The following is a 17036-nucleotide window of genomic DNA, read 5'->3' on the forward strand; positions in this document are numbered from 1 at the left end:
AGAAACATCATGCCGAGGCCCACCAAGGGTGCCCGTCTGGGCGGCAGCGCCGCGCACGAGAAGCTGCTCCTCGCGAACCTCGCGAAGTCGCTCTTCGAGCACGGCAAGATCACGACCACCGAGGCGAAGGCGCGCAAGCTGCGTCCGTACGCCGAGCGTCTGGTCACCAAGGCGAAGCGGGGCGACCTGCACAACCGCCGTCAGGTGCTCCAGGTGATCACGGACAAGAGCATCGTGCACACGCTCTTCACCGAGATCGGCCCGCGCTACGAGAACCGTCCCGGTGGCTACACGCGCATCACCAAGATCGGCAACCGCCGTGGTGACAACGCGCCGATGGCCGTCATCGAGCTGGTCGAGGCGCTGACCGTGGCGCAGCAGGCGACCGGTGAGGCCGAGGCCGCGACCAAGCGTTCCGCCAAGGACGCCGAGGCCGCTCCGGCTGCCGAGGAGACCAAGGCCGAGGACACCAAGGCTGAGGACACCAAGGCCGAGGACACCAAGGCCGAGGACGCCGCCGAGGAGTCGAAGGACGCGTAAGCGTTCTGCCGAGGGCTGTCGCGTGGGCGGGCCCGCCCCCCTTTTTTCCGGGGGGCGGGCCCGCTTCCGTGTGCTGAGAGGATCTCTGGGTGAGTGACGAAGTTGAGGCCGGGTTCGTACGGGTGCGGTTGGACCTCTCGTACGACGGGAGTGAGTTCTCCGGGTGGGCCAAGCAGGCCGGCGGGCGGCGGACCGTGCAGGGCGAGATCGAGAACGCGCTGCGCACGGTGACGCGGTCGGGGGAGACGACGTACGAGCTGACCGTGGCCGGGCGGACGGACGCCGGGGTGCACGCCCGCGGCCAGGTGGCCCATGTCGACCTGCCCGTGGAGCTGTGGGGCGAGCACCGGGAGAAGCTGCTGAAGCGGCTCGCGGGGCGGCTCGGCAGGGACGTGCGGGTGTGGTCGCTGACCGAGGCGCCCGCGGGGTTCAACGCGCGGTTCTCGGCCGTCTGGCGGCGGTACGCCTACCGTGTCGGCGACGAGCCGGGCGGTGTCGACCCGCTGCTGCGGGGACATGTGCTGTGGCACGACTGGCCGCTCGACGTGGCCGCCATGAACGAGGCCGCCCGCGCGCTGCTGGGCGAGCACGACTTCGCCGCCTACTGCAAGAAGCGGGAGGGCGCGACGACCATCCGCACCCTCCAGGAGCTGAGCCTGGTGCGCGGGGACGACGGGATCGTCACCGCCACCGTCCGGGCCGACGCCTTCTGCCACAACATGGTGCGCTCGCTCATCGGGGCGCTGCTCTTCGTCGGGGACGGGCACCGGGGGCCCGACTGGCCGGGCAAGGTGCTCGCCGCCGGCGTACGGGACTCGGCGGTGCATGTCGTGCGGCCGCACGGGCTGACGCTGGAGGAGGTCGGCTACCCGGCCGACGAGCTGCTCGCCGCGCGCAGCAAGGAGGCGCGCAACAGGCGGTCGCTGCCCGGGGCGGCCGACGCCGTGACCGGCGCTGTGACCGAGGCGGGCTGCTGCGACTGACCGGCCGGGGCGATATCGGCCCCTCCCGCTCGTCTCCCGGCGGCGCTCGTACTGCTCGTACTGCTCGTACTGCTCGTACTGCTCGTACTGTTCCTACTGCTCCGCCGCGGCCGACGCCTGGGCCTCGCCGCGGCGGCGGATCTGCCGGAAGGCGAACTCTCCGAGGTCGTCGCCGGTCCGGAAGACCGCCGTGTCCTGCTCCGTCACGTTCTTGGCGCTGGTGAACCCGGCGACCGTGAAGTAGGCGTAGCGGCCGTAGGCGTTGGTCGTGGTCCGGCAGACCGCGCCCGCGCAGAAGGCGCCGACGCCGCCGCCGGAGAGCGACTTCACACTGCTCTTGGTGTCGGCCTGCGACTTGGCCGCGGTGGCCTGCGCCTCGGTGTCGAAGACGGCCACGCCGACCGTGACCGCGATGTCGTCCTTGGTGTAGGTGACGCGGATCAGCCGGGTGCAGCCGTTGTCGGTGAGCACCTTGGGCAGGGTCCGCCGGGCGGCGGAGGAGCAGGTCAGGGTGTCGGCCGTCGGGCCCTTCCTGTACACCGTCTCGCCCATGGTGAGCTGGGTGCCGGGGAAGAGGGTGTCCGGGCCGAGCGGCGCCTTGTCCTTCTTCGCGCTGGCGACGAAGTCCTTGGGGTCCAGCGGCGGCGGCGCGCTGGTCGGGGCGAACGACGGGGCCCCGCTGGTGGCGCTCGGGATGTCGGCCGTCGAGGGCAGCCGCGCGGACGGCGAGTCCGACGCGCTGTTCGACCCGTTGGTCGAGACCACGGCCACGGCGACGGCGGCCGCCACCGCCACGGTCGCCAGCGCGCCCCCGCCGATGAACAGCAGCCGGCGGCGTTTGGCGCGCGCCTCGGACGCCTCGGCCAGCGCGGCCCAGTCCGGGGTGCCGTCGTCGCCGCCGCCGCTCCACGGCTGCCGCTGTTGCTGCTGCTCGGATTGCGGAGTCCAGGGATCCCACTGGGAGTCGGGTCCCCCCTGCCCAAAGCTCATGGGGCGCATCTTAGACGGGAGAGGGGGCGCGCTGGTCCGCCTCCGGAGGGTTCGCAGCCCCTAGCGTTCCGTTCATGTGGATGGGCAAAAGCGACATCTCCGGGTGGTTGGTGCGACCGGCGGGGCGGCACGCGTGGGTGGTGCTCGCGGCGGTGCTGGGCACGCTCGCCGCGCAGAGCGCCCGGGTGACCCCGGACGGCGGGATGGACAACGCGATCGTCGTCCGGGCGGCCCGCACCTGGCTGGCCGGCGGCGATCCCTACGACGATCCGCACTTCCTCTACTTCCCGAGCGCGGTGCTGGCCGCCGTGCCGCAGGCCCTGCTGCCGCAGGCGGCGCTGCGGGTGGCCGTGCCCTTCGCGGTGGCGGGCCTGCTGGCGCTGGGCTGGGCCTGCGCCCTGCGGTTGCACCGCGTGCCCCGGACCAGCCGGCTGGCCGCCCTCGGCCTGCTCGGTCTGGCGGCGGGCTTCGCGCCCTTCGGGCACCTGGTGCGGCTGGGCAACTGGACGGCGACCGCGGCACTGGCGCTGCCGCTGTGCCTGCTGCTGGCCGACCGCGGCCGGTGGGTGGCGGCGGGCGTGGTGATCGGCGCCGCGGTGGCGCTGAAGCCGCTGCTCGCGCCGGTGGCCCTGCTCTTCGTGCTGGCCGGGCGGTGGCGGGCGCTGGCGGCGGCCGTCCTGGTGCCCGCCCTCGCCTCCGGGGTGGCGGCGCTGCTGATGCCGGACCCGGCCGGTTTCCTCACCCGCACCCTGCCGTTCCTGCTCCACGGCGAGGACGGCTTCGTACGGCTCTACGAGGCGTCCCCGGCGGCCGTGCTGCCCCGCCTCGGGGTGCCGCGCCCGCTCGCCGAGGCGCTGGCCCTGCTGGCGGCCGGGGCCGGGGTGCTCTGCGCGTGGGGACGCTGGCGCCGGGGCGACGCGGGGCCGCTGCGGCCGGCCGAGACGGCGGTCTGCCTGATGCTGGCCGCGTTCCTGGTCTCCCGGCCGTCCTACAACCACTACCTGCTGGTCGTGCTGCCGCTGCTGCTCGCCGGGCTGCCGTACCCGGGCTCGGCCGCCCGGCGGCCGTGGTTCTGGATCGCCCTGGTGCCGCAGCTCCCGGGGCTGACCTGGCCCGGTCTGGAGGCGGCCGGGCGCCGGGCCTTCAAGGACGCGTTCACCCTGGTGGTGCTGGCGGGCACGGTGGCCGCGCGCGCCGGGGCGGCCGGGGGCCGGGCGGCCGGGGACGGCCGGCTCGCCGGACCGGGTCCGCGGGCACGTACAGTGGAAGTGAACGGCGAAACCGTGTGATCCCTCGTTTTGACCCTTTCGGGGAGCCCCGGTAAGCTGCTTGTTCGTTGTGTATTGGCTTGCTCATTCTCACGGGACGGGCCCTTACACCGGTCCACCGGGCCGATGACCAGCGACCCCACGTACGCGGTATGCGTCGCCGCAGTGCGGTCCAGGCTGTCGTGATCGTTTCGGTGACCAGTTATGGACCATTCACTCGAAGCGAAGGCTACGAACCGTGCGTACGTACAGCCCCAAGCCCGGCGATGTGACGCGCCAGTGGCACGTCATCGACGCTCAGGACGTCGTCCTGGGCCGTCTGGCCTCCACTACGGCCTCCATCCTCCGCGGCAAGCACAAGCCGATCTACGCGCCCCACGTCGACACCGGTGACTTCGTCATCATCATCAACGCCGACAAGGTGCACCTCTCCGGCAACAAGCGGACCCAGAAGATGGCGTACCGCCACTCGGGCTACCCGGGTGGTCTGCGCTCCGTCCGCTACGACGAGCTGCTGGACAAGAACCCCGAGAAGGCCATCGAGAAGGCCGTCAAGGGCATGCTCCCCAAGAACACGCTGGGCCGTCAGATGCTGTCGAAGCTGAAGGTCTACAAGGGTGACCAGCACCCGCACGGCGCGCAGCAGCCGCAGCCGTTCGAGATCACCCAGGTCGCGCAGTAACACCGGCCACACCCCCTAAGACTGAACAGAATCTGAGGAGCATCGTGGCCGAGACCACTGCCGAGCAGCCGCTCGAAGAGCTTGACATCGAGAGCTACACCACCGAGTCCGAGGTGCCCGTCGAGGGCGAGTACACCTCGGAGTCGAACCCGTCCCGCTTCGGTGAGCCCCAGCCGGCCGCCGGCCTGGGCCGTCGCAAGAACGCCATCGCCCGGGTCCGGATCGTCCCGGGCAGCGGCAAGTGGAAGATCAACGGCCGCACCCTGGAGGACTACCTCCCGAACAAGGTGCACCAGCAGGAAGTCAACGAGCCCTTCAAGGTGCTTGAGCTGGAGGGCCGCTACGACGTCATCGCCCGCATCTCGGGTGGCGGCGTCTCCGGCCAGGCCGGTGCCCTGCGCCTCGGTGTCGCCCGCGCCCTCAACGAGGCCGACGTCGACAACAACCGCGGCGCCCTGAAGAAGGCCGGCTTCCTCAAGCGCGACGACCGCGCGGTCGAGCGCAAGAAGGCCGGTCTCAAGAAGGCCCGTAAGGCTCCCCAGTACAGCAAGCGCTAAGCATCACGCGCTGTTCGTACTCCGAACGCCCCGGCGGCACGCCCTTGTGCTGCCGGGGCGTTCGTCTATTCCGACCGCGAGGCGTATAACGGCACAAGACGCTCAAAGGCTTGTGTGATCGTATGGCCGCATCCGGCCCGGCTCGGCGGACTGACGCTTCCTCAGGAGGACAAGTGGGACGACTCTTCGGCACGGACGGCGTGCGCGGTGTCGCCAATGTGGACCTGACGGCGGAGCTGGCGCTCGGCCTCTCCGTCGCCGCGGCGCACGTACTGGCCGAGGCGGGCACGTTCGAGGGACACCGGCCGACCGCCGTGGTCGGCCGCGACCCGCGGGCGTCGGGGGAGTTCCTGGAGGCCGCCGTGGTCGCGGGCCTGGCCAGCGCCGGCGTGGACGTGCTGCGGGTCGGCGTGCTGCCGACGCCGGCCGTCGCCCACCTCACCGGCGCGCTCGGCGCCGACCTCGGCGTGATGCTCTCCGCCAGCCACAACGCCATGCCGGACAACGGCATCAAGTTCTTCGCCCGCGGCGGACACAAACTCGCCGACGAGCTGGAGGACCGGATCGAGTCGGTCTACCAGGAGCACCGCACCGGCGCCCCCTGGAACCGCCCGACCGGCTCCGGTGTCGGCCGGGTCCGCGACTACGCCGAGGGGCGCGACCAGTACGTCGCCCATCTCGTCGGCGTGCTGCCGAACCGCCTCGACGGGCTGCGGATCGTGCTGGACGAGGCGCACGGCGCGGCGTTCCGGGTCTCGCCGGAGGCGTTCGCGCGGGCCGGCGCCCAGGTCGTCACCATCGGCGCGGAGCCGGACGGCCTCAACATCAACGACGGGTGCGGCTCGACCCACCTGGGGAAGCTGCGGGCCGCGGTCGTGGCGCACGGCGCGGACCTCGGTATCGCGCACGACGGCGACGCGGACCGGTGCCTCGCGGTGGACCACACCGGCGCGGAGATCGACGGCGACCAGATCCTCGCGGTGCTCGCGCTGGCGATGCGCGAGCGGGCGGCGCTGCGCTCGGACACGGTCGTCGCGACGGTCATGTCCAACCTGGGCTTCAAGCTGGCCATGGAGCGCGAGGGCATCCGGTTCGCGCAGACCGGGGTCGGCGACCGGTACGTGCTGGAGGAGATGAAGCGGGGCGGGTACGCGCTCGGCGGCGAGCAGTCCGGGCACGTCATCGTCCTGGACCACGCCACGACGGGTGACGGCACGCTGACCGGGCTGCTGCTGGCGGCACGGGTCGCCGAGTCCGGCCGTACGCTGCGGGAGCTGGCGTCCGTCATGGAGCGGCTGCCGCAGGTCCTGATCAATGTGCCGGACGTGGACAGGTCCCGGGTGGGGACGTCCGCTGAGCTGGCCACGGCGGTGTCCGAGGCGGAACGGGAGCTGGGCGCCACCGGGCGGGTGCTGCTGCGTCCCTCCGGGACGGAGCCGCTGGTCCGGGTGATGGTGGAGGCGGCCGACATCGAGCAGGCCCGGTCCGTCGCGGGGCGGCTGGCCGATTCGGTGAAGGCGGCGCTCGGGTAGTTCTCCGGGCGGGTCGGGTCGGGTCGGGGCGGGTCGGGTCGGAGGAGGCTCGCCGGTGGCCGGTGGCCGGTGGCCGGTGGCCGGTGCCTGGCGCCTGGCGTTCAGCGGGTGCTGTGCCGCTGAGGTCCGCCGGACAGCCCCCGAGGGCGTTCCGCTCCTCGGCGTCGCTTCGTCGCCCACAGGGCCTTCTGGGCGAGCAGGGTCAGGGTGCCGGCCAGGATGATGCCGAACAGGTTCAGTACGAGTTGCTGCAGCGAGTGCCAGCCCTGGTGGGTGTCGGTGTAGACGAAGGCGACGGCCGCGTTGGCGGCGGCCGGGACCGTGGTCACCGAGATGGCGACGCCGACCAGGGCGCCGGACTTGGCGGAGGTCAGCGAGAGCATCCCCGCGGCGCCGGCCAGGACCGCCACGATGAACGAGAACCAGTCCGGGGCGTAGACGAACCCGGTGTTGGGCCGGTCCGCCTCCAGCCGGGCCTTGCTGAACAGGTCGACGGCGTCCATGAAGAGGCTGAAGCCGGCGGTGACCGCCATGGCCACCGCGAAGCCCACCAGCAGGGCGAGTGCCGAGCGTGCCGCCAGTTTCGGCGCGCGCTGGACCGCCGCCGTGCAGATGCCGGCCAGCGGTCCGAACTCCGGGCCCACCGCCATCGCGCCCACGATCAGGATCGCGTTGTCGAGCACCACACCGCAGGCCGCGAGCATCGTCGCGATCGTGAGGAACGCGACGTAGGTGACCGACAGCGTCGACTCCTCGTGCGTCGCCTCCTCCAACTGCTCCCACAGCACGGCGTCCGCGGCCTCGCCGGGCGCCTCCCGCTCGGCCCGGTCGGCGTTCTCCGACAGCGACAGGTCGATGTTCTCGACGGTGATGGCGCCGTCGCGTTCCAGACCCAGGTCGCGCAGTTCCTCGATCAGCCCGTCGCCGGCCTCGCGGGCCACGTCGCACAGGACGACGTCGCCGGCCGGGGAGCGGGCGGCGCCCGGCAGGACCACGAGGTGGGTGGTGCCGACCGTCGACTCGATCCGGTGGACCACCTCATCGGTCCGCCCGGCCGGGGTGATCAGACGCAGATGCAGCATGAGCCTCATCTAACCCGCGGCGCGCCCCGGAATCACAACTTGCGCAGACTCAGCCGCTGCACCTTGTGGTCCGGGCCCTTGCGCACGATCAGCGCGGCGCGGCCGCGGGTGGGGGCCACGTTCTCCACGAGGTTGGGCTTGTTGATGGTCCGCCAGGTGGTGCGGGCGTAGTCGAGGGCCTCCTCCTCGGAGACCTGGGTGTACTTGCGGAAGTACGAGGAGGGGTTCTGGAAGGCGGTGGCGCGCAGCTTGCGGAAGCGGGCCAGATACCAGCTCTCGATGTCCTCGGCGCGGGCGTCGACGTACACGCTGAAGTCGAAGTAGTCGGCGAGGCCCACCCGGGTGCGGCCGTCCTTGCCGGGCAGGGCGGGCTGGAGGACGTTGAGACCCTCGACGATCAGGATGTCCGGGCGGCGGACGGTCAGCTTCTCGCCGGGCACGATGTCGTAGATCAGGTGGGAGTAGACGGGGGCCGTCACCTCGTCCTTGCCGGCCTTGACGTCGGCGACGAAGCGGGTCAGGGCGCGGCGGTCGTAGGACTCGGGGAACCCCTTGCGGGACATCAGGCCGCGCTCGCGCAGCTCCGCCGTGGGCAGCAGGAAACCGTCGGTGGTGACCAGCTCCACGTGCGGGTGCTCGGGCCAGCGGGACAGCAGCGCCTGGAGGAGGCGGGCGACGGTGGACTTGCCCACCGCCACCGAACCGGCGACCCCTATGACGAAGGGGGTGCCCGACTGGGAGCCCTGTTCACCGAGGAAGGTGTTGAGCGCGCCGCGCAGGCCGTCGGTGGCGCCGACGTAGAGGTTGAGCAGGCGGGAGAGCGGGAGGTAGATGTCCCGCACCTCGTCGAGGTCGATGACGTCGCCGAGGCCGCGCAGCTTCTCGACCTCCTCGGCGGTGAGGGGCAGCGGCGTCTTCTCGCGCAGCGCGCTCCACTCGGCGCGGGTGAGGTCGAGGTAGGGAGTCGCCTCCGGCCTGTGCCGGTGGGCGCTCCGGGGGGTCGGAGAGACCGGTGTGATCACAGTCCATTGTTAACGGAGTACGAACGGGACGGCAGGTGGGCTGCGTCACGCTGCCGCGGTCACGCTGCCCGCTGTCACGTCGCCACCGTCACGCCGCCACCGTCACGTCGCCACCGTCACGCCGCCGCTGTGGCGCACCGGTGGGAATTTCCGATTTCGGGCACGCGGTGAGCACGCGGTGCCGGGTCGGTGACTGAAGTTGACCATAAGCTGCCGGGCATGTGCGGAATCGTAGGATATGTGGGGTCGCAGTCGGCGCTCGATGTCGTGCTGGCCGGACTGAAGCGACTGGAGTACCGGGGGTACGACTCGGCGGGCGTGGCCGTGCTCGCGGACGGCGGGATCGCCGCCGCCAAGCGGGCCGGGAAGCTCGTCAACCTGGAGAAGGAGCTGAGCGAGCACCCGCTGCCGGCCGGCGCCACCGGCATCGGGCACACCCGCTGGGCCACGCACGGCGGCCCCACCGACGCCAACGCCCACCCGCACCTGGACAACGCGGGCCGGGTCGCCGTCGTGCACAACGGCATCATCGAGAACTTCGCCGCGCTGCGGGCGGAGCTGGCCGGCCGCGGTCACGACCTCGCCTCCGAGACGGACACCGAGGTCGTCGCCCATCTGCTCGCCGAGGAGTTCTCCTCCTGCGCCGACCTGGCCGAGTCGATGCGGCTGGTCTGCCGACGGCTGGCGGGCGCGTTCACGCTGGTGGCGGCGCACGCGGACGCGCCGGACATCGTCGTCGGCGCCCGCCGCAACTCGCCGCTGGTGGTCGGGGTCGGGGAGGGCGAGTCCTTCCTCGCCTCCGACGTGGCCGCGTTCATCGCGCACACCCGGGACGCCGTCGAGCTGGGCCAGGACCAGGTGGTGGAGCTGCGCCGGGACGGCGTGACGGTGACCGGGTTCGACGGCCGCCCGGCCGAGGTCCGCGCCTACCGCGTCGACTGGGACGCCTCGGCCGCCGAGAAGGGCGGTTACGACTACTTCATGCTCAAGGAGATCGCCGAGCAGCCGAAGGCGGTCTCCGACACCCTGCTGGGCCGGATCGACGGGTCGGGCTCGCTCACCCTGGACGAGGTGCGCATCCCGCCGGGCGTGCTGCGCGAGGTCGACAAGGTCGTCATCGTCGCCTGCGGCACCGCCTTCCACGCCGGGCTGATCGCCAAGTACGCCATCGAGCACTGGACGCGGATTCCCTGCGAGGTGGAGCTGGCCAGCGAGTTCCGCTACCGCGACCCGATCCTGGACCAGCGGACGCTGGTCGTCGCCATCTCCCAGTCCGGCGAGACCATGGACACGCTGATGGCGCTGCGGCACGCCCGCGAGCAGGGCGCCAAGGTGCTCGCCATCTGCAACACCAACGGCTCCACCATCCCGCGCGAGTCCGACGCCGTGCTCTACACGCACGCCGGGCCGGAGGTCGCCGTCGCCTCCACCAAGGCGTTCCTGACCCAGCTCGTCGCCTGCTACCTGGTCGCGCTCTACCTCGGACAGGTCCGGGGCACGAAGTTCGGGGACGAGATCCGTGACGTCGTCCGCGACCTGTCGGGGGTCTCCGACGCGGTCGGACGGGTGCTGGAGACGATGGAGCCGGTACGGGAACTCGCCCGCTCCCTCGCCCACAAGGACACGGTGCTCTTCCTGGGCCGGCACGTCGGCTACCCCGTCGCCCTCGAAGGCGCGCTGAAGCTGAAGGAACTCGCCTACATGCACGCCGAGGGGTTCGCGGCGGGCGAGCTGAAACACGGGCCCATCGCACTGATCGAGGAGGACCTGCCGGTCGTGGTGGTCGTACCGTCACCGCGCGGCCGGTCCGTACTGCACGACAAGATCGTCTCCAACATCCAGGAGATCCGGGCCCGGGGCGCCCGCACCATCGTCATCGCGGAGGAGAACGACGAGGCGGTGGCGCCGTACGCCGACCACCTCATCCGCGTCCCCGCCACCCCGACGCTGCTCCAGCCCCTGGTGGCGACGGTCCCCCTCCAGGTCTTCGCCTGCGAACTGGCGACGGCCCGCGGCAACGAGGTCGATCAGCCGCGGAACCTGGCGAAGTCGGTGACGGTGGAGTGAGCGGGTGGTTTCAGGGCGCTGAGAAAGGGGGCGAAGGCGGTGGCCGGGAAGGCGAGGGTGGCGTACGCCGGGTTCTTGGAGTCGCGGACGGCGACGTGGGTGGGGGTGTCGGCTATCTCGACGCAGGAGTTGCCGTCGCCGGCACCGGAGTATGAGGACGTGCGCCAATTCCCGGGGGTGGTCACGAGTACTCACACTTCCTTGGCCAAGCGGTGGAGGAGGTCACGCGAACGCACGCGGTCCAGCGACGCGGCTTGCAGTCTACTGAGGAGTGTTCGAAGGACGCTGAGCTGCGCCTCTGAATCGATGAGGACCGTCGTGTGCGGTGCGTCACCGACAGCGGTGTCCAGCCTGGGTACGGCACCACCCGCCAACATGATGGGCGTCCAGGACCCACCGAAGCCTTCCAGATCGAAGGGGATGACCCGCACGCTGATGTGATCCGCCTCCGAGCGTGCGAGGAGGTCGGAGAGTTGGGTTCGCAGGGTGGCACGGTCACCGACCCTGATACGAAGAGCCGCCTCATGGATGATCACTTCGTACGGCGTGGGTTCGCCGCCGTCGAAGACCACCTTCCGCTGCATCCGGTGCCGCACGCGCAACTCCAGATCCTCGGCGGGCAGCTCGGGGATTCTGTCGCCGTAGATGGCGCGGGCGTAATCCTCTGTCTGAAGCGGTCCGGGGATGTAGAGGAACTGGACCTCCCTCAGGAACACGGCGTGGTGCTCCAGTTCGGCCAGATCGAGGAACGGCGTGGGGAGCAAGCCCCGGTACTCTTCCCACCAGCCGCGCGTCCGATCGGTCGCCATGGCGACCAGGGCATCGACGAGCGCCTCATCTGTGCAGGAGTAGTTGCCCGCGAGGCGGCGCAGACGCTTCTCGCTGACGCCGGCGATGCCCATCTCGATCTGGCTGATCTGCGCGGAACTCACTCCCAGCAGTGCTGCTGCTTCGCGGGTCGCAAGCCCTGCGGCGTCACGAAGTCTGCGGAGTTCGACCGCCAGACGCATCTGACGTGCCGTTGGTTCGCGCCGTAACGCCATCCGGTGCTCCTTTCAACGCGCCAGGGGGCGCGACTCGTTCGGAGTCAGATTACGCGGGCGGCTTGCCAGACTTAAGCGATTAGACCTAGCTTCGGTGACGTACCGCGCACTCTGTGCAACCCGGGGTGCCGGAAGTGCACCGCTCCGTCCCGCCCTCGCGCGGATGCGGCATCGACACCGGTCACCACCTCAACCACCCGCACGCCAGATGGAGCCGCCGCATGCCCGAGAACGGCCCGTGGGAGTACTCCCTCCACATCCCCAACGACGCGCGCGCCGTCACCGTCTGCCGCCGCACCCTCCGTCTGATCCTCACGGTGCACGGCCTGATCAACCTGGTCGACGTGGCGGAGCTGCTCGCGGCCGAACTGGTCTCGAACGCCGTCCGGCACACGAGAGGGCCGGCCGCCCTGTGGGTGCGCTGGTCGGAGAACGGCGTGCTGCGGATCGGCGCCTGGGACGCGGACCCGTCCCCTCCGGAGCCGCCGCTCCCCCTCGACCGGGGCGTGGACGCGGAGGACGGCCGGGGCCTTGACCTGGTGCGGGCCTGCGCCGACGGCTGGGGCTGGCATTCGCTGGGCCGCGGGAACGAGCGCGGCAAATACATCTGGTGCGAATTGCGCGGCGGTGAGCGGGTGGCGTGAACGTTTCAGCGACGCTCGAAAGGGTGAACGTACTCCGTTTGCCTGGAATTCGGTGCTTCTCACGAAATAGGTTGTGCACATGGTCACATCCACCCACGAGACCTCTCACCGAATCTTTCAGGACCATCCGGAGGTACTCACACCGATCTTCGACGCCTTGGGTATGCCGCCGCCCGCCAAGGCGGACATCGAACTCATCACTCCCGACGCCACGGAGCTGAAGCCGCTGGAGCGCCGGGTGGACACGGTGCTGAAGGTCGAGCCGTCGGAGGGGGAGAGCTTTCTCCTCGCCATCGAGGCTCAGACGCGGAAAGCCCCCGACAAGGGCATCAACTGGTCTTACTACGTCGCGTACTTGCGTGCGAAGTTCGGCCTTCCGGTGCTGCTCGTCGTGGTCTGCCGCAACAAGTCCACGGCAGTCTGGGCGGCGGGACCCTTCGAATGCCGGGTCAAGTCCTGGACATCGCAGGTCACCCGCCCCTTCGTGCTCGGTCCGGACACCGTTCCGGAGATCACCGACGAGGCGGTGGTGGCGCGGCAGCCGGCACTGGCGACGTTTTCCGCCATCGTGCACAGCGAAAGCCAGGGCATCGACGCCATACTCGATCTGCTGGCCCGCGGAATGCGGTCGTTCGACAAACCCACTGCCAAGTACTGGGCAGAACTGGTGGAAGTGGGCCTGGAGGACACTCCGGCCCGAGAGACGTGGAGGGAGCTGGAAAAGATGGTCATTTCTTATTTCCCGGGTCGGGGAACGGTCTTCGAGGAGGCTTATTACGACGGAGAGGCCAAGGGCAAGGCCGCAGGAGAGGCCGCGGGCCAGGCCAAGGGCATGACCCAAGGCAGGGCGGAAAGCGTCCTGCGTGTCCTCGAAGTACGCGGTCTGGCCGTCTCCGACGACGTGCGTACGCGTGTCACCGAATGCGGGGACGTCGACCGTCTCGACGTCTGGCTCGGTCGAGCCGTGACCGTCGAGCGGGTGGAGGACCTCTTCGGCGACGGCGACGGTGACGAGCCGGACGAGGGGAAGGTGGGGGCCGGCTCGGGCTGAGCCGGGCCGGAGCAGCCCGTAGGGTGCCCGGCATGAGCATCATCGGGGTCGGGATCGACGTGGCCGAGATCGAGCGGTTCGCCGCGTCGCTGGAGCGGACCCCCGCCATGGCCGGGCGGCTCTTCCTGGAGAGCGAGTTGCTGCTGCCGGGCGGGGGGCGCCGGGGTGTCGCCTCCCTGGCCGCCCGTTTCGCCGCGAAGGAGGCCCTCGCCAAGGCGCTCGGCGCGCCCGCCGGACTGCTCTGGACCGACGCCGAGGTGTACGTGGAGGAGGGCGGGCGGCCCCGGCTGCGGGTGACCGGCACGGTGGCGGCGCGGGCGGCCGAGCTGGGCGTGACCTCCTGGCACGTGTCCCTGAGCCATGACGCCGGGGTGGCCTCGGCGGTGGTCATCGCGGAAGGGTGAGGGCGGAAGGGGGAGGGGAGGGACGGGTCCGTTCAGATGGTCCGGCTCAACTGGGCCGGCGTGCTGCCCCGGGTCCGGCGGAGGGCGCGCGGACGGAGGCCGAGCGCGCTCAACACGTCCGGCACCCTCACCGCCGGGTCGCCGTCATCGGCCATGGGGACATCTTCGCCGATGCGGTGATCACCGGCCCTCGTCGGGAAGACTCGATGGCATGCGTACTGCGTACAGCGTGGAGACGGTCAGGACGGCCGAACGGGAGTCGATGGCACGCCTCCCCGAAGGGGCCTTGATGCAACGGGCGGCGGCCGGACTCGCCGCCACCTGCGCCGAACTGCTCGGCCAGGTGTCCGGGCGGGTCTACGGCAGCCGGGTCGTGCTGCTGGTCGGCAGCGGCGACAACGGCGGTGACGCCCTGTACGCCGGGGCGCGGCTGGCCCGGCGCGGCGCCGGGGTGACGGCCGTACCGCTCGCCCCCGAGCGGGCGCACGCCGGGGGGCTAGCGGCGCTGCGCCGGGCGGGCGGCCGGGTCGCCTCCCCGGCCGTCGCCGAGGAACTGATCGAACGGGCCGACCTGGTCGTGGACGGCATCGTCGGGATCGGCGGCGAGGGCGGGCTGCGGCCGGAGGCGGTGCCGCTGGCCGAGGCGGCCGGGCGGGCGCGGGCCGCCGTCGTCGCCGTCGATCTGCCGAGCGGGGTGGACGCGGGCACGGGAGAGGTGCGCGGGGCCGCGTTCCGGGCGGACGTCACGGTGACGTTCGGGGCGCACAAGCCGGGGCTGCTGATCGATCCCGCGCGGGAGTACGCCGGGTCGGTACGGCTCGTCGACATCGGGCTCGCGCTGCCCGGGGAGCCCGAACTGGAGGCGTTGCAGCACGCCGACGTGGCCCGGCTGCTGCCGGTGCCGGGCGCGGAGAGCGACAAGTACCGGCGGGGCGTCGTGGGCATCGCCGCCGGATCGGCCCGCTATCCCGGCGCCGCCGTACTCGCCGTATCAGGGGCGCTGCGGGGCGGGGCCGGTGCGGTGCGGTACGTCGGGCCCGCCGGGGACGCGGTGATCGCACGGTTCCCGGAGACCCTCGTGTCCGACCAGGGGCCGGAGCGGGCCGGGCGGGTGCAGGCGTGGGTCGTCGGACCGGGGGCCGGGGACGACGCCGAAACCGTGGCGCAGGTGCTCGCGGCGGAGGTCCCGGTGCTGATCGACGCGGACGGGCTGCGGCTGGCGGACGCGGAAGCGGTACGGGCACGGACGGCACCGACCCTGATGACACCCCACGCCGGGGAGGCGGCGGCGCTGCTCGGGGTCGGCCGGGCCGAGGTCGAGCGGGCCCGGCTGGCCTCGGTACGGGAACTGGCGCGCCGGTACGGGGCGGCGGTGCTGCTCAAGGGGTCGACGACGCTGGTCGCCGGGCCGGACGGCAGCCGGCCGGTACGGGTCAACTCGACGGGGACACCCTGGCTGGCCACGGCCGGCAGCGGGGATGTGCTGTCGGGGCTGGCCGGGTCGTTGCTGGCGGCCGGGTTGCCGGCGGTGGACGCGGGCAGCGTGGGGGCGTACCTGCACGGGCTGGCGGGCAGGTTCGCGGCGGCGGGAGCGCCGGTCGGGGCGCACGACGTGGCACTGGCTGTGCGGAGGGCCTGGCGGGAGGTGGGGGAGGTCCACCGGGGGGCCTGAGAGACTGGGGGCACCATGAGTGAGACAGAGGCCCAGGGGGCCGCCACCTTGCGGGCTCGCGCCGAGATCGATCTGGGCGCGGTGCGGGACAACGTACGCGCCCTGCGGGCCCACGCGCCCGGCGCGGCCCTCATGGCCGTCGTGAAGTCCGACGGCTACGGCCACGGCGCGCTCCCCTGCGCCCGCGCGGCGGTCGAGGCCGGCGCCACCTGGCTCGGCACCGCCACCCCGCAGGAAGCCCTCGCGCTGCGGGCCGGGGCGGGACTGCCCGACGACATCCGGATCATGTGCTGGCTGTGGACCCCCGGCGGGCCCTGGCAGGCGGCGATCGAGGCCGACCTCGACGTCTCCGTCAGCGCCATGTGGGCCTTGGCCGAGGTCACGGACGCCGCCCGCCGGGCCGGCCGCCCCGCCCGGGTGCAGCTCAAGGCCGACACCGGGCTCGGCCGGGGCGGCTGCCAACCCGGCCCGGACTGGGCCGAACTGGTCGGCACGGCCCTGCGCGCCGAACACGAGGGACTGCTCCGGATCACCGGCCTCTGGTCCCACTTCGCCTGCGCCGACGAACCCGGCCATCCCTCCATCGCCGCCCAGCTCACCGTCTTCCGCGAGATGACGTCCTACGCGCGCGAGCGCGGCGCGCGCCCCGAGGTGACGCACCTCGCCAACTCGCCGGCCACGCTCACGCTCCCCGAGTCCCACTTCGACCTGGTGCGCACCGGCATCGCCCTCTACGGCATCTCGCCCAGCCCCGAACTGGGCACCCCCGCCGACCACGGGCTGCGCCCGGCGATGACGCTGTCCGCCTCGCTCGCGCTGGTCAAGCACGTCCCCGGCGGCCACGGCGTCAGCTACGGCCACCACTACACGACCCCCGGCGAGACCACCCTCGGCCTCGTCCCCCTCGGCTACGCGGACGGCGTCCCGCGGCACGCCTCCTCCACCGGCCCGGTCCTGGTGGACGGCAAGTGGCGGACGGTCGCGGGCCGCATCGCGATGGACCAGTTCGTGGTCGACCTCGGCGGTGACGAGCCCGCGGCCGGTTCCCGGGCCGTGCTCTTCGGGCCCGGCGACCACGGCGAGCCGACCGCCGAGGACTGGGCGCAGGCCGCCGGCACCATCGCGTACGAGATCGTCACGCGCATCGGCGCACGCGTTCCCCGCGTCTATGTGAACGAGTGACCGGCCGGACCACCGTCCCGTCCGCACAGACGACAGATGACCGTACGCGTATTCGCATGCGTGACCGTACGCGCGACCGTACGCGTGACCTCGTACGTGATCGTGTGCATGATGCGTCCGTCCAGGTGAATCAGAGAACATGAGGGAACCGACCGCACGGCGCGGGCGAGGAGGAGCGGGCAGGTGAGCGAGAGCAGCGGGGAGGCCGTCGCGGACGTCGCCGCGGCGGCCGTCGCCTCCGCCGCGGAGGCCGCGGCCGGCGGCTGGCGCCGGGCGACCGGCCTGGCCGGCGCGGCGCTGGGCGTGGTCGCGGCGGG

At 71.9% G+C, this 17036-nt stretch carries 18 protein-coding genes; 12 read left to right on the forward strand and 6 right to left on the reverse strand.

The window, feature by feature from the left end:
* The first annotated feature begins 9 nt into the window (after positions 1 to 9).
* Both rplQ and truA read left to right on the forward strand, forming a co-directional pair.
* Complete coding sequence (gene rplQ / locus ABEB00_RS30385; RefSeq protein WP_345623786.1) at positions 10 to 540, forward strand: 50S ribosomal protein L17; 531 nt, start codon at positions 10 to 12, stop codon at positions 538 to 540.
* An 89-nt stretch (positions 541 to 629) separates the two neighbouring features.
* Complete coding sequence (gene truA / locus ABEB00_RS30390; protein WP_345623787.1) at positions 630 to 1523, forward strand: tRNA pseudouridine(38-40) synthase TruA; 894 nt, start codon at positions 630 to 632, stop codon at positions 1521 to 1523.
* A 93-nt stretch (positions 1524 to 1616) separates the two neighbouring features.
* On the opposite strand, the gene ABEB00_RS30395 is transcribed toward truA, so the two are convergent.
* The gene (locus tag ABEB00_RS30395; RefSeq protein WP_345623788.1) at positions 1617 to 2513 is read right to left on the reverse strand and encodes a hypothetical protein; all 897 of its coding nucleotides are present in this window, start codon (positions 2511 to 2513) and stop codon (positions 1617 to 1619) included.
* A gap of 74 nt (positions 2514 to 2587) precedes the next feature.
* On the opposite strand from ABEB00_RS30395, the gene ABEB00_RS30400 reads away from it, so the two are divergent.
* The 4 genes from ABEB00_RS30400 to glmM all read left to right on the forward strand — a co-directional run bounded on the left by ABEB00_RS30400 (position 2588) and on the right by glmM (position 6552).
* Positions 2588 to 3802, forward strand: a complete 1215-nt coding sequence (locus ABEB00_RS30400; RefSeq protein WP_345623789.1) for a glycosyltransferase family 87 protein — start codon at positions 2588 to 2590, stop codon at positions 3800 to 3802.
* Positions 3803 to 4019: 217 nt separating this feature from the next.
* Complete coding sequence (gene rplM / locus ABEB00_RS30405; RefSeq protein ID WP_345623790.1) at positions 4020 to 4463, forward strand: 50S ribosomal protein L13; 444 nt, start codon at positions 4020 to 4022, stop codon at positions 4461 to 4463.
* A 44-nt stretch (positions 4464 to 4507) separates the two neighbouring features.
* Positions 4508 to 5020, forward strand: a complete 513-nt coding sequence (gene rpsI / locus ABEB00_RS30410; RefSeq protein ID WP_345623791.1) for a 30S ribosomal protein S9 — start codon at positions 4508 to 4510, stop codon at positions 5018 to 5020.
* A 173-nt stretch (positions 5021 to 5193) separates the two neighbouring features.
* The gene (gene glmM, locus ABEB00_RS30415) at positions 5194 to 6552 is read left to right on the forward strand and encodes a phosphoglucosamine mutase (RefSeq protein WP_345623792.1); all 1359 of its coding nucleotides are present in this window, start codon (positions 5194 to 5196) and stop codon (positions 6550 to 6552) included.
* Between the two features lie 101 nt (positions 6553 to 6653).
* On the opposite strand, the gene ABEB00_RS30420 is transcribed toward glmM, so the two are convergent.
* Both ABEB00_RS30420 and coaA read right to left on the reverse strand, forming a co-directional pair.
* A complete protein-coding gene (locus ABEB00_RS30420) occupies positions 6654 to 7634 on the reverse strand; it encodes a DUF389 domain-containing protein (protein ID WP_345623793.1) in 981 nt (326 codons plus the stop codon).
* 32 nt (positions 7635 to 7666) lie between these two features.
* On the reverse strand, positions 7667 to 8656 hold the full coding sequence (gene coaA, locus ABEB00_RS30425) for a type I pantothenate kinase (RefSeq protein ID WP_345623795.1): 990 nt from the start codon (positions 8654 to 8656) through the stop codon (positions 7667 to 7669).
* Between the two features lie 219 nt (positions 8657 to 8875).
* On the opposite strand from coaA, the gene glmS reads away from it, so the two are divergent.
* The gene (gene glmS / locus ABEB00_RS30430; RefSeq protein ID WP_345623797.1) at positions 8876 to 10723 is read left to right on the forward strand and encodes a glutamine--fructose-6-phosphate transaminase (isomerizing); all 1848 of its coding nucleotides are present in this window, start codon (positions 8876 to 8878) and stop codon (positions 10721 to 10723) included.
* Here the strand turns inward: glmS and ABEB00_RS30435 are convergent.
* Positions 10684 to 10908, reverse strand: a complete 225-nt coding sequence (locus tag ABEB00_RS30435) for a DUF397 domain-containing protein (protein WP_345623798.1) — start codon at positions 10906 to 10908, stop codon at positions 10684 to 10686. The two genes, glmS and ABEB00_RS30435, sit on opposite strands and share 40 nt — an antisense overlap.
* 6 nt (positions 10909 to 10914) lie before the next feature.
* Positions 10915 to 11766: a helix-turn-helix domain-containing protein gene (locus ABEB00_RS30440; RefSeq protein ID WP_345623799.1), complete on the reverse strand. Its 852-nt coding sequence runs from the start codon at positions 11764 to 11766 to the stop codon at positions 10915 to 10917.
* A 221-nt stretch (positions 11767 to 11987) separates the two neighbouring features.
* Between ABEB00_RS30440 and ABEB00_RS30445 the strand changes: the two genes are divergently transcribed.
* From ABEB00_RS30445 to ABEB00_RS30455, 3 genes are all read left to right on the forward strand, one after another.
* The gene (locus tag ABEB00_RS30445) at positions 11988 to 12410 is read left to right on the forward strand and encodes an ATP-binding protein (RefSeq protein WP_345623801.1); all 423 of its coding nucleotides are present in this window, start codon (positions 11988 to 11990) and stop codon (positions 12408 to 12410) included.
* Positions 12411 to 12489: 79 nt separating this feature from the next.
* Positions 12490 to 13461, forward strand: a complete 972-nt coding sequence (locus ABEB00_RS30450) for a hypothetical protein (protein WP_345623803.1) — start codon at positions 12490 to 12492, stop codon at positions 13459 to 13461.
* A 32-nt stretch (positions 13462 to 13493) separates the two neighbouring features.
* On the forward strand, positions 13494 to 13865 hold the full coding sequence (locus ABEB00_RS30455) for a holo-ACP synthase (RefSeq protein ID WP_345623804.1): 372 nt from the start codon (positions 13494 to 13496) through the stop codon (positions 13863 to 13865).
* A 32-nt stretch (positions 13866 to 13897) separates the two neighbouring features.
* Here ABEB00_RS30455 and ABEB00_RS30460 read toward each other — a convergent pair whose 3' ends face one another.
* The gene (locus ABEB00_RS30460; protein WP_345623806.1) at positions 13898 to 14020 is read right to left on the reverse strand and encodes a hypothetical protein; all 123 of its coding nucleotides are present in this window, start codon (positions 14018 to 14020) and stop codon (positions 13898 to 13900) included.
* Positions 14021 to 14076: 56 nt separating this feature from the next.
* On the opposite strand from ABEB00_RS30460, the gene ABEB00_RS30465 reads away from it, so the two are divergent.
* On the forward strand, positions 14077 to 15537 hold the full coding sequence (locus ABEB00_RS30465; RefSeq protein ID WP_345623808.1) for an NAD(P)H-hydrate dehydratase: 1461 nt from the start codon (positions 14077 to 14079) through the stop codon (positions 15535 to 15537).
* 15 nt (positions 15538 to 15552) lie between these two features.
* Complete coding sequence (gene alr / locus ABEB00_RS30470; RefSeq protein ID WP_345623809.1) at positions 15553 to 16719, forward strand: alanine racemase; 1167 nt, start codon at positions 15553 to 15555, stop codon at positions 16717 to 16719.
* Positions 16720 to 17036 lie beyond the last annotated feature (317 nt).

It is taken from the genome of Streptomyces ziwulingensis, assembly GCF_039542605.1.
In the GTDB taxonomy this organism is placed as follows: domain Bacteria; phylum Actinomycetota; class Actinomycetes; order Streptomycetales; family Streptomycetaceae; genus Streptomyces; species Streptomyces ziwulingensis.

Bases quoted from the DNA above. Each gene is read 5' to 3' on its own strand.
- rplQ (WP_345623786.1), top strand. From the start codon at position 10: ATGCCGAGGCCCACCAAGGGTGCCCGTCTGGGCGGCAGCGCCGCGCAC.
- ABEB00_RS30395 (WP_345623788.1), bottom strand. From the start codon at position 2,513: ATGAGCTTTGGGCAGGGGGGACCCGACTCCCAGTGGGATCCCTGGACT.
- ABEB00_RS30400 (WP_345623789.1), top strand. From the start codon at position 2,588: ATGTGGATGGGCAAAAGCGACATCTCCGGGTGGTTGGTGCGACCGGCG.
- ABEB00_RS30420 (WP_345623793.1), bottom strand. From the start codon at position 7,634: ATGCTGCATCTGCGTCTGATCACCCCGGCCGGGCGGACCGATGAGGTG.
- glmS (WP_345623797.1), top strand. From the start codon at position 8,876: ATGTGCGGAATCGTAGGATATGTGGGGTCGCAGTCGGCGCTCGATGTC.
- ABEB00_RS30440 (WP_345623799.1), bottom strand. From the start codon at position 11,766: ATGGCGTTACGGCGCGAACCAACGGCACGTCAGATGCGTCTGGCGGTC.
- ABEB00_RS30445 (WP_345623801.1), top strand. From the start codon at position 11,988: ATGCCCGAGAACGGCCCGTGGGAGTACTCCCTCCACATCCCCAACGAC.
- ABEB00_RS30450 (WP_345623803.1), top strand. From the start codon at position 12,490: ATGGTCACATCCACCCACGAGACCTCTCACCGAATCTTTCAGGACCAT.
- ABEB00_RS30455 (WP_345623804.1), top strand. From the start codon at position 13,494: ATGAGCATCATCGGGGTCGGGATCGACGTGGCCGAGATCGAGCGGTTC.
- ABEB00_RS30460 (WP_345623806.1), bottom strand. From the start codon at position 14,020: ATGGCCGATGACGGCGACCCGGCGGTGAGGGTGCCGGACGTGTTGAGC.
- ABEB00_RS30465 (WP_345623808.1), top strand. From the start codon at position 14,077: ATGCGTACTGCGTACAGCGTGGAGACGGTCAGGACGGCCGAACGGGAG.
- alr (WP_345623809.1), top strand. From the start codon at position 15,553: ATGAGTGAGACAGAGGCCCAGGGGGCCGCCACCTTGCGGGCTCGCGCC.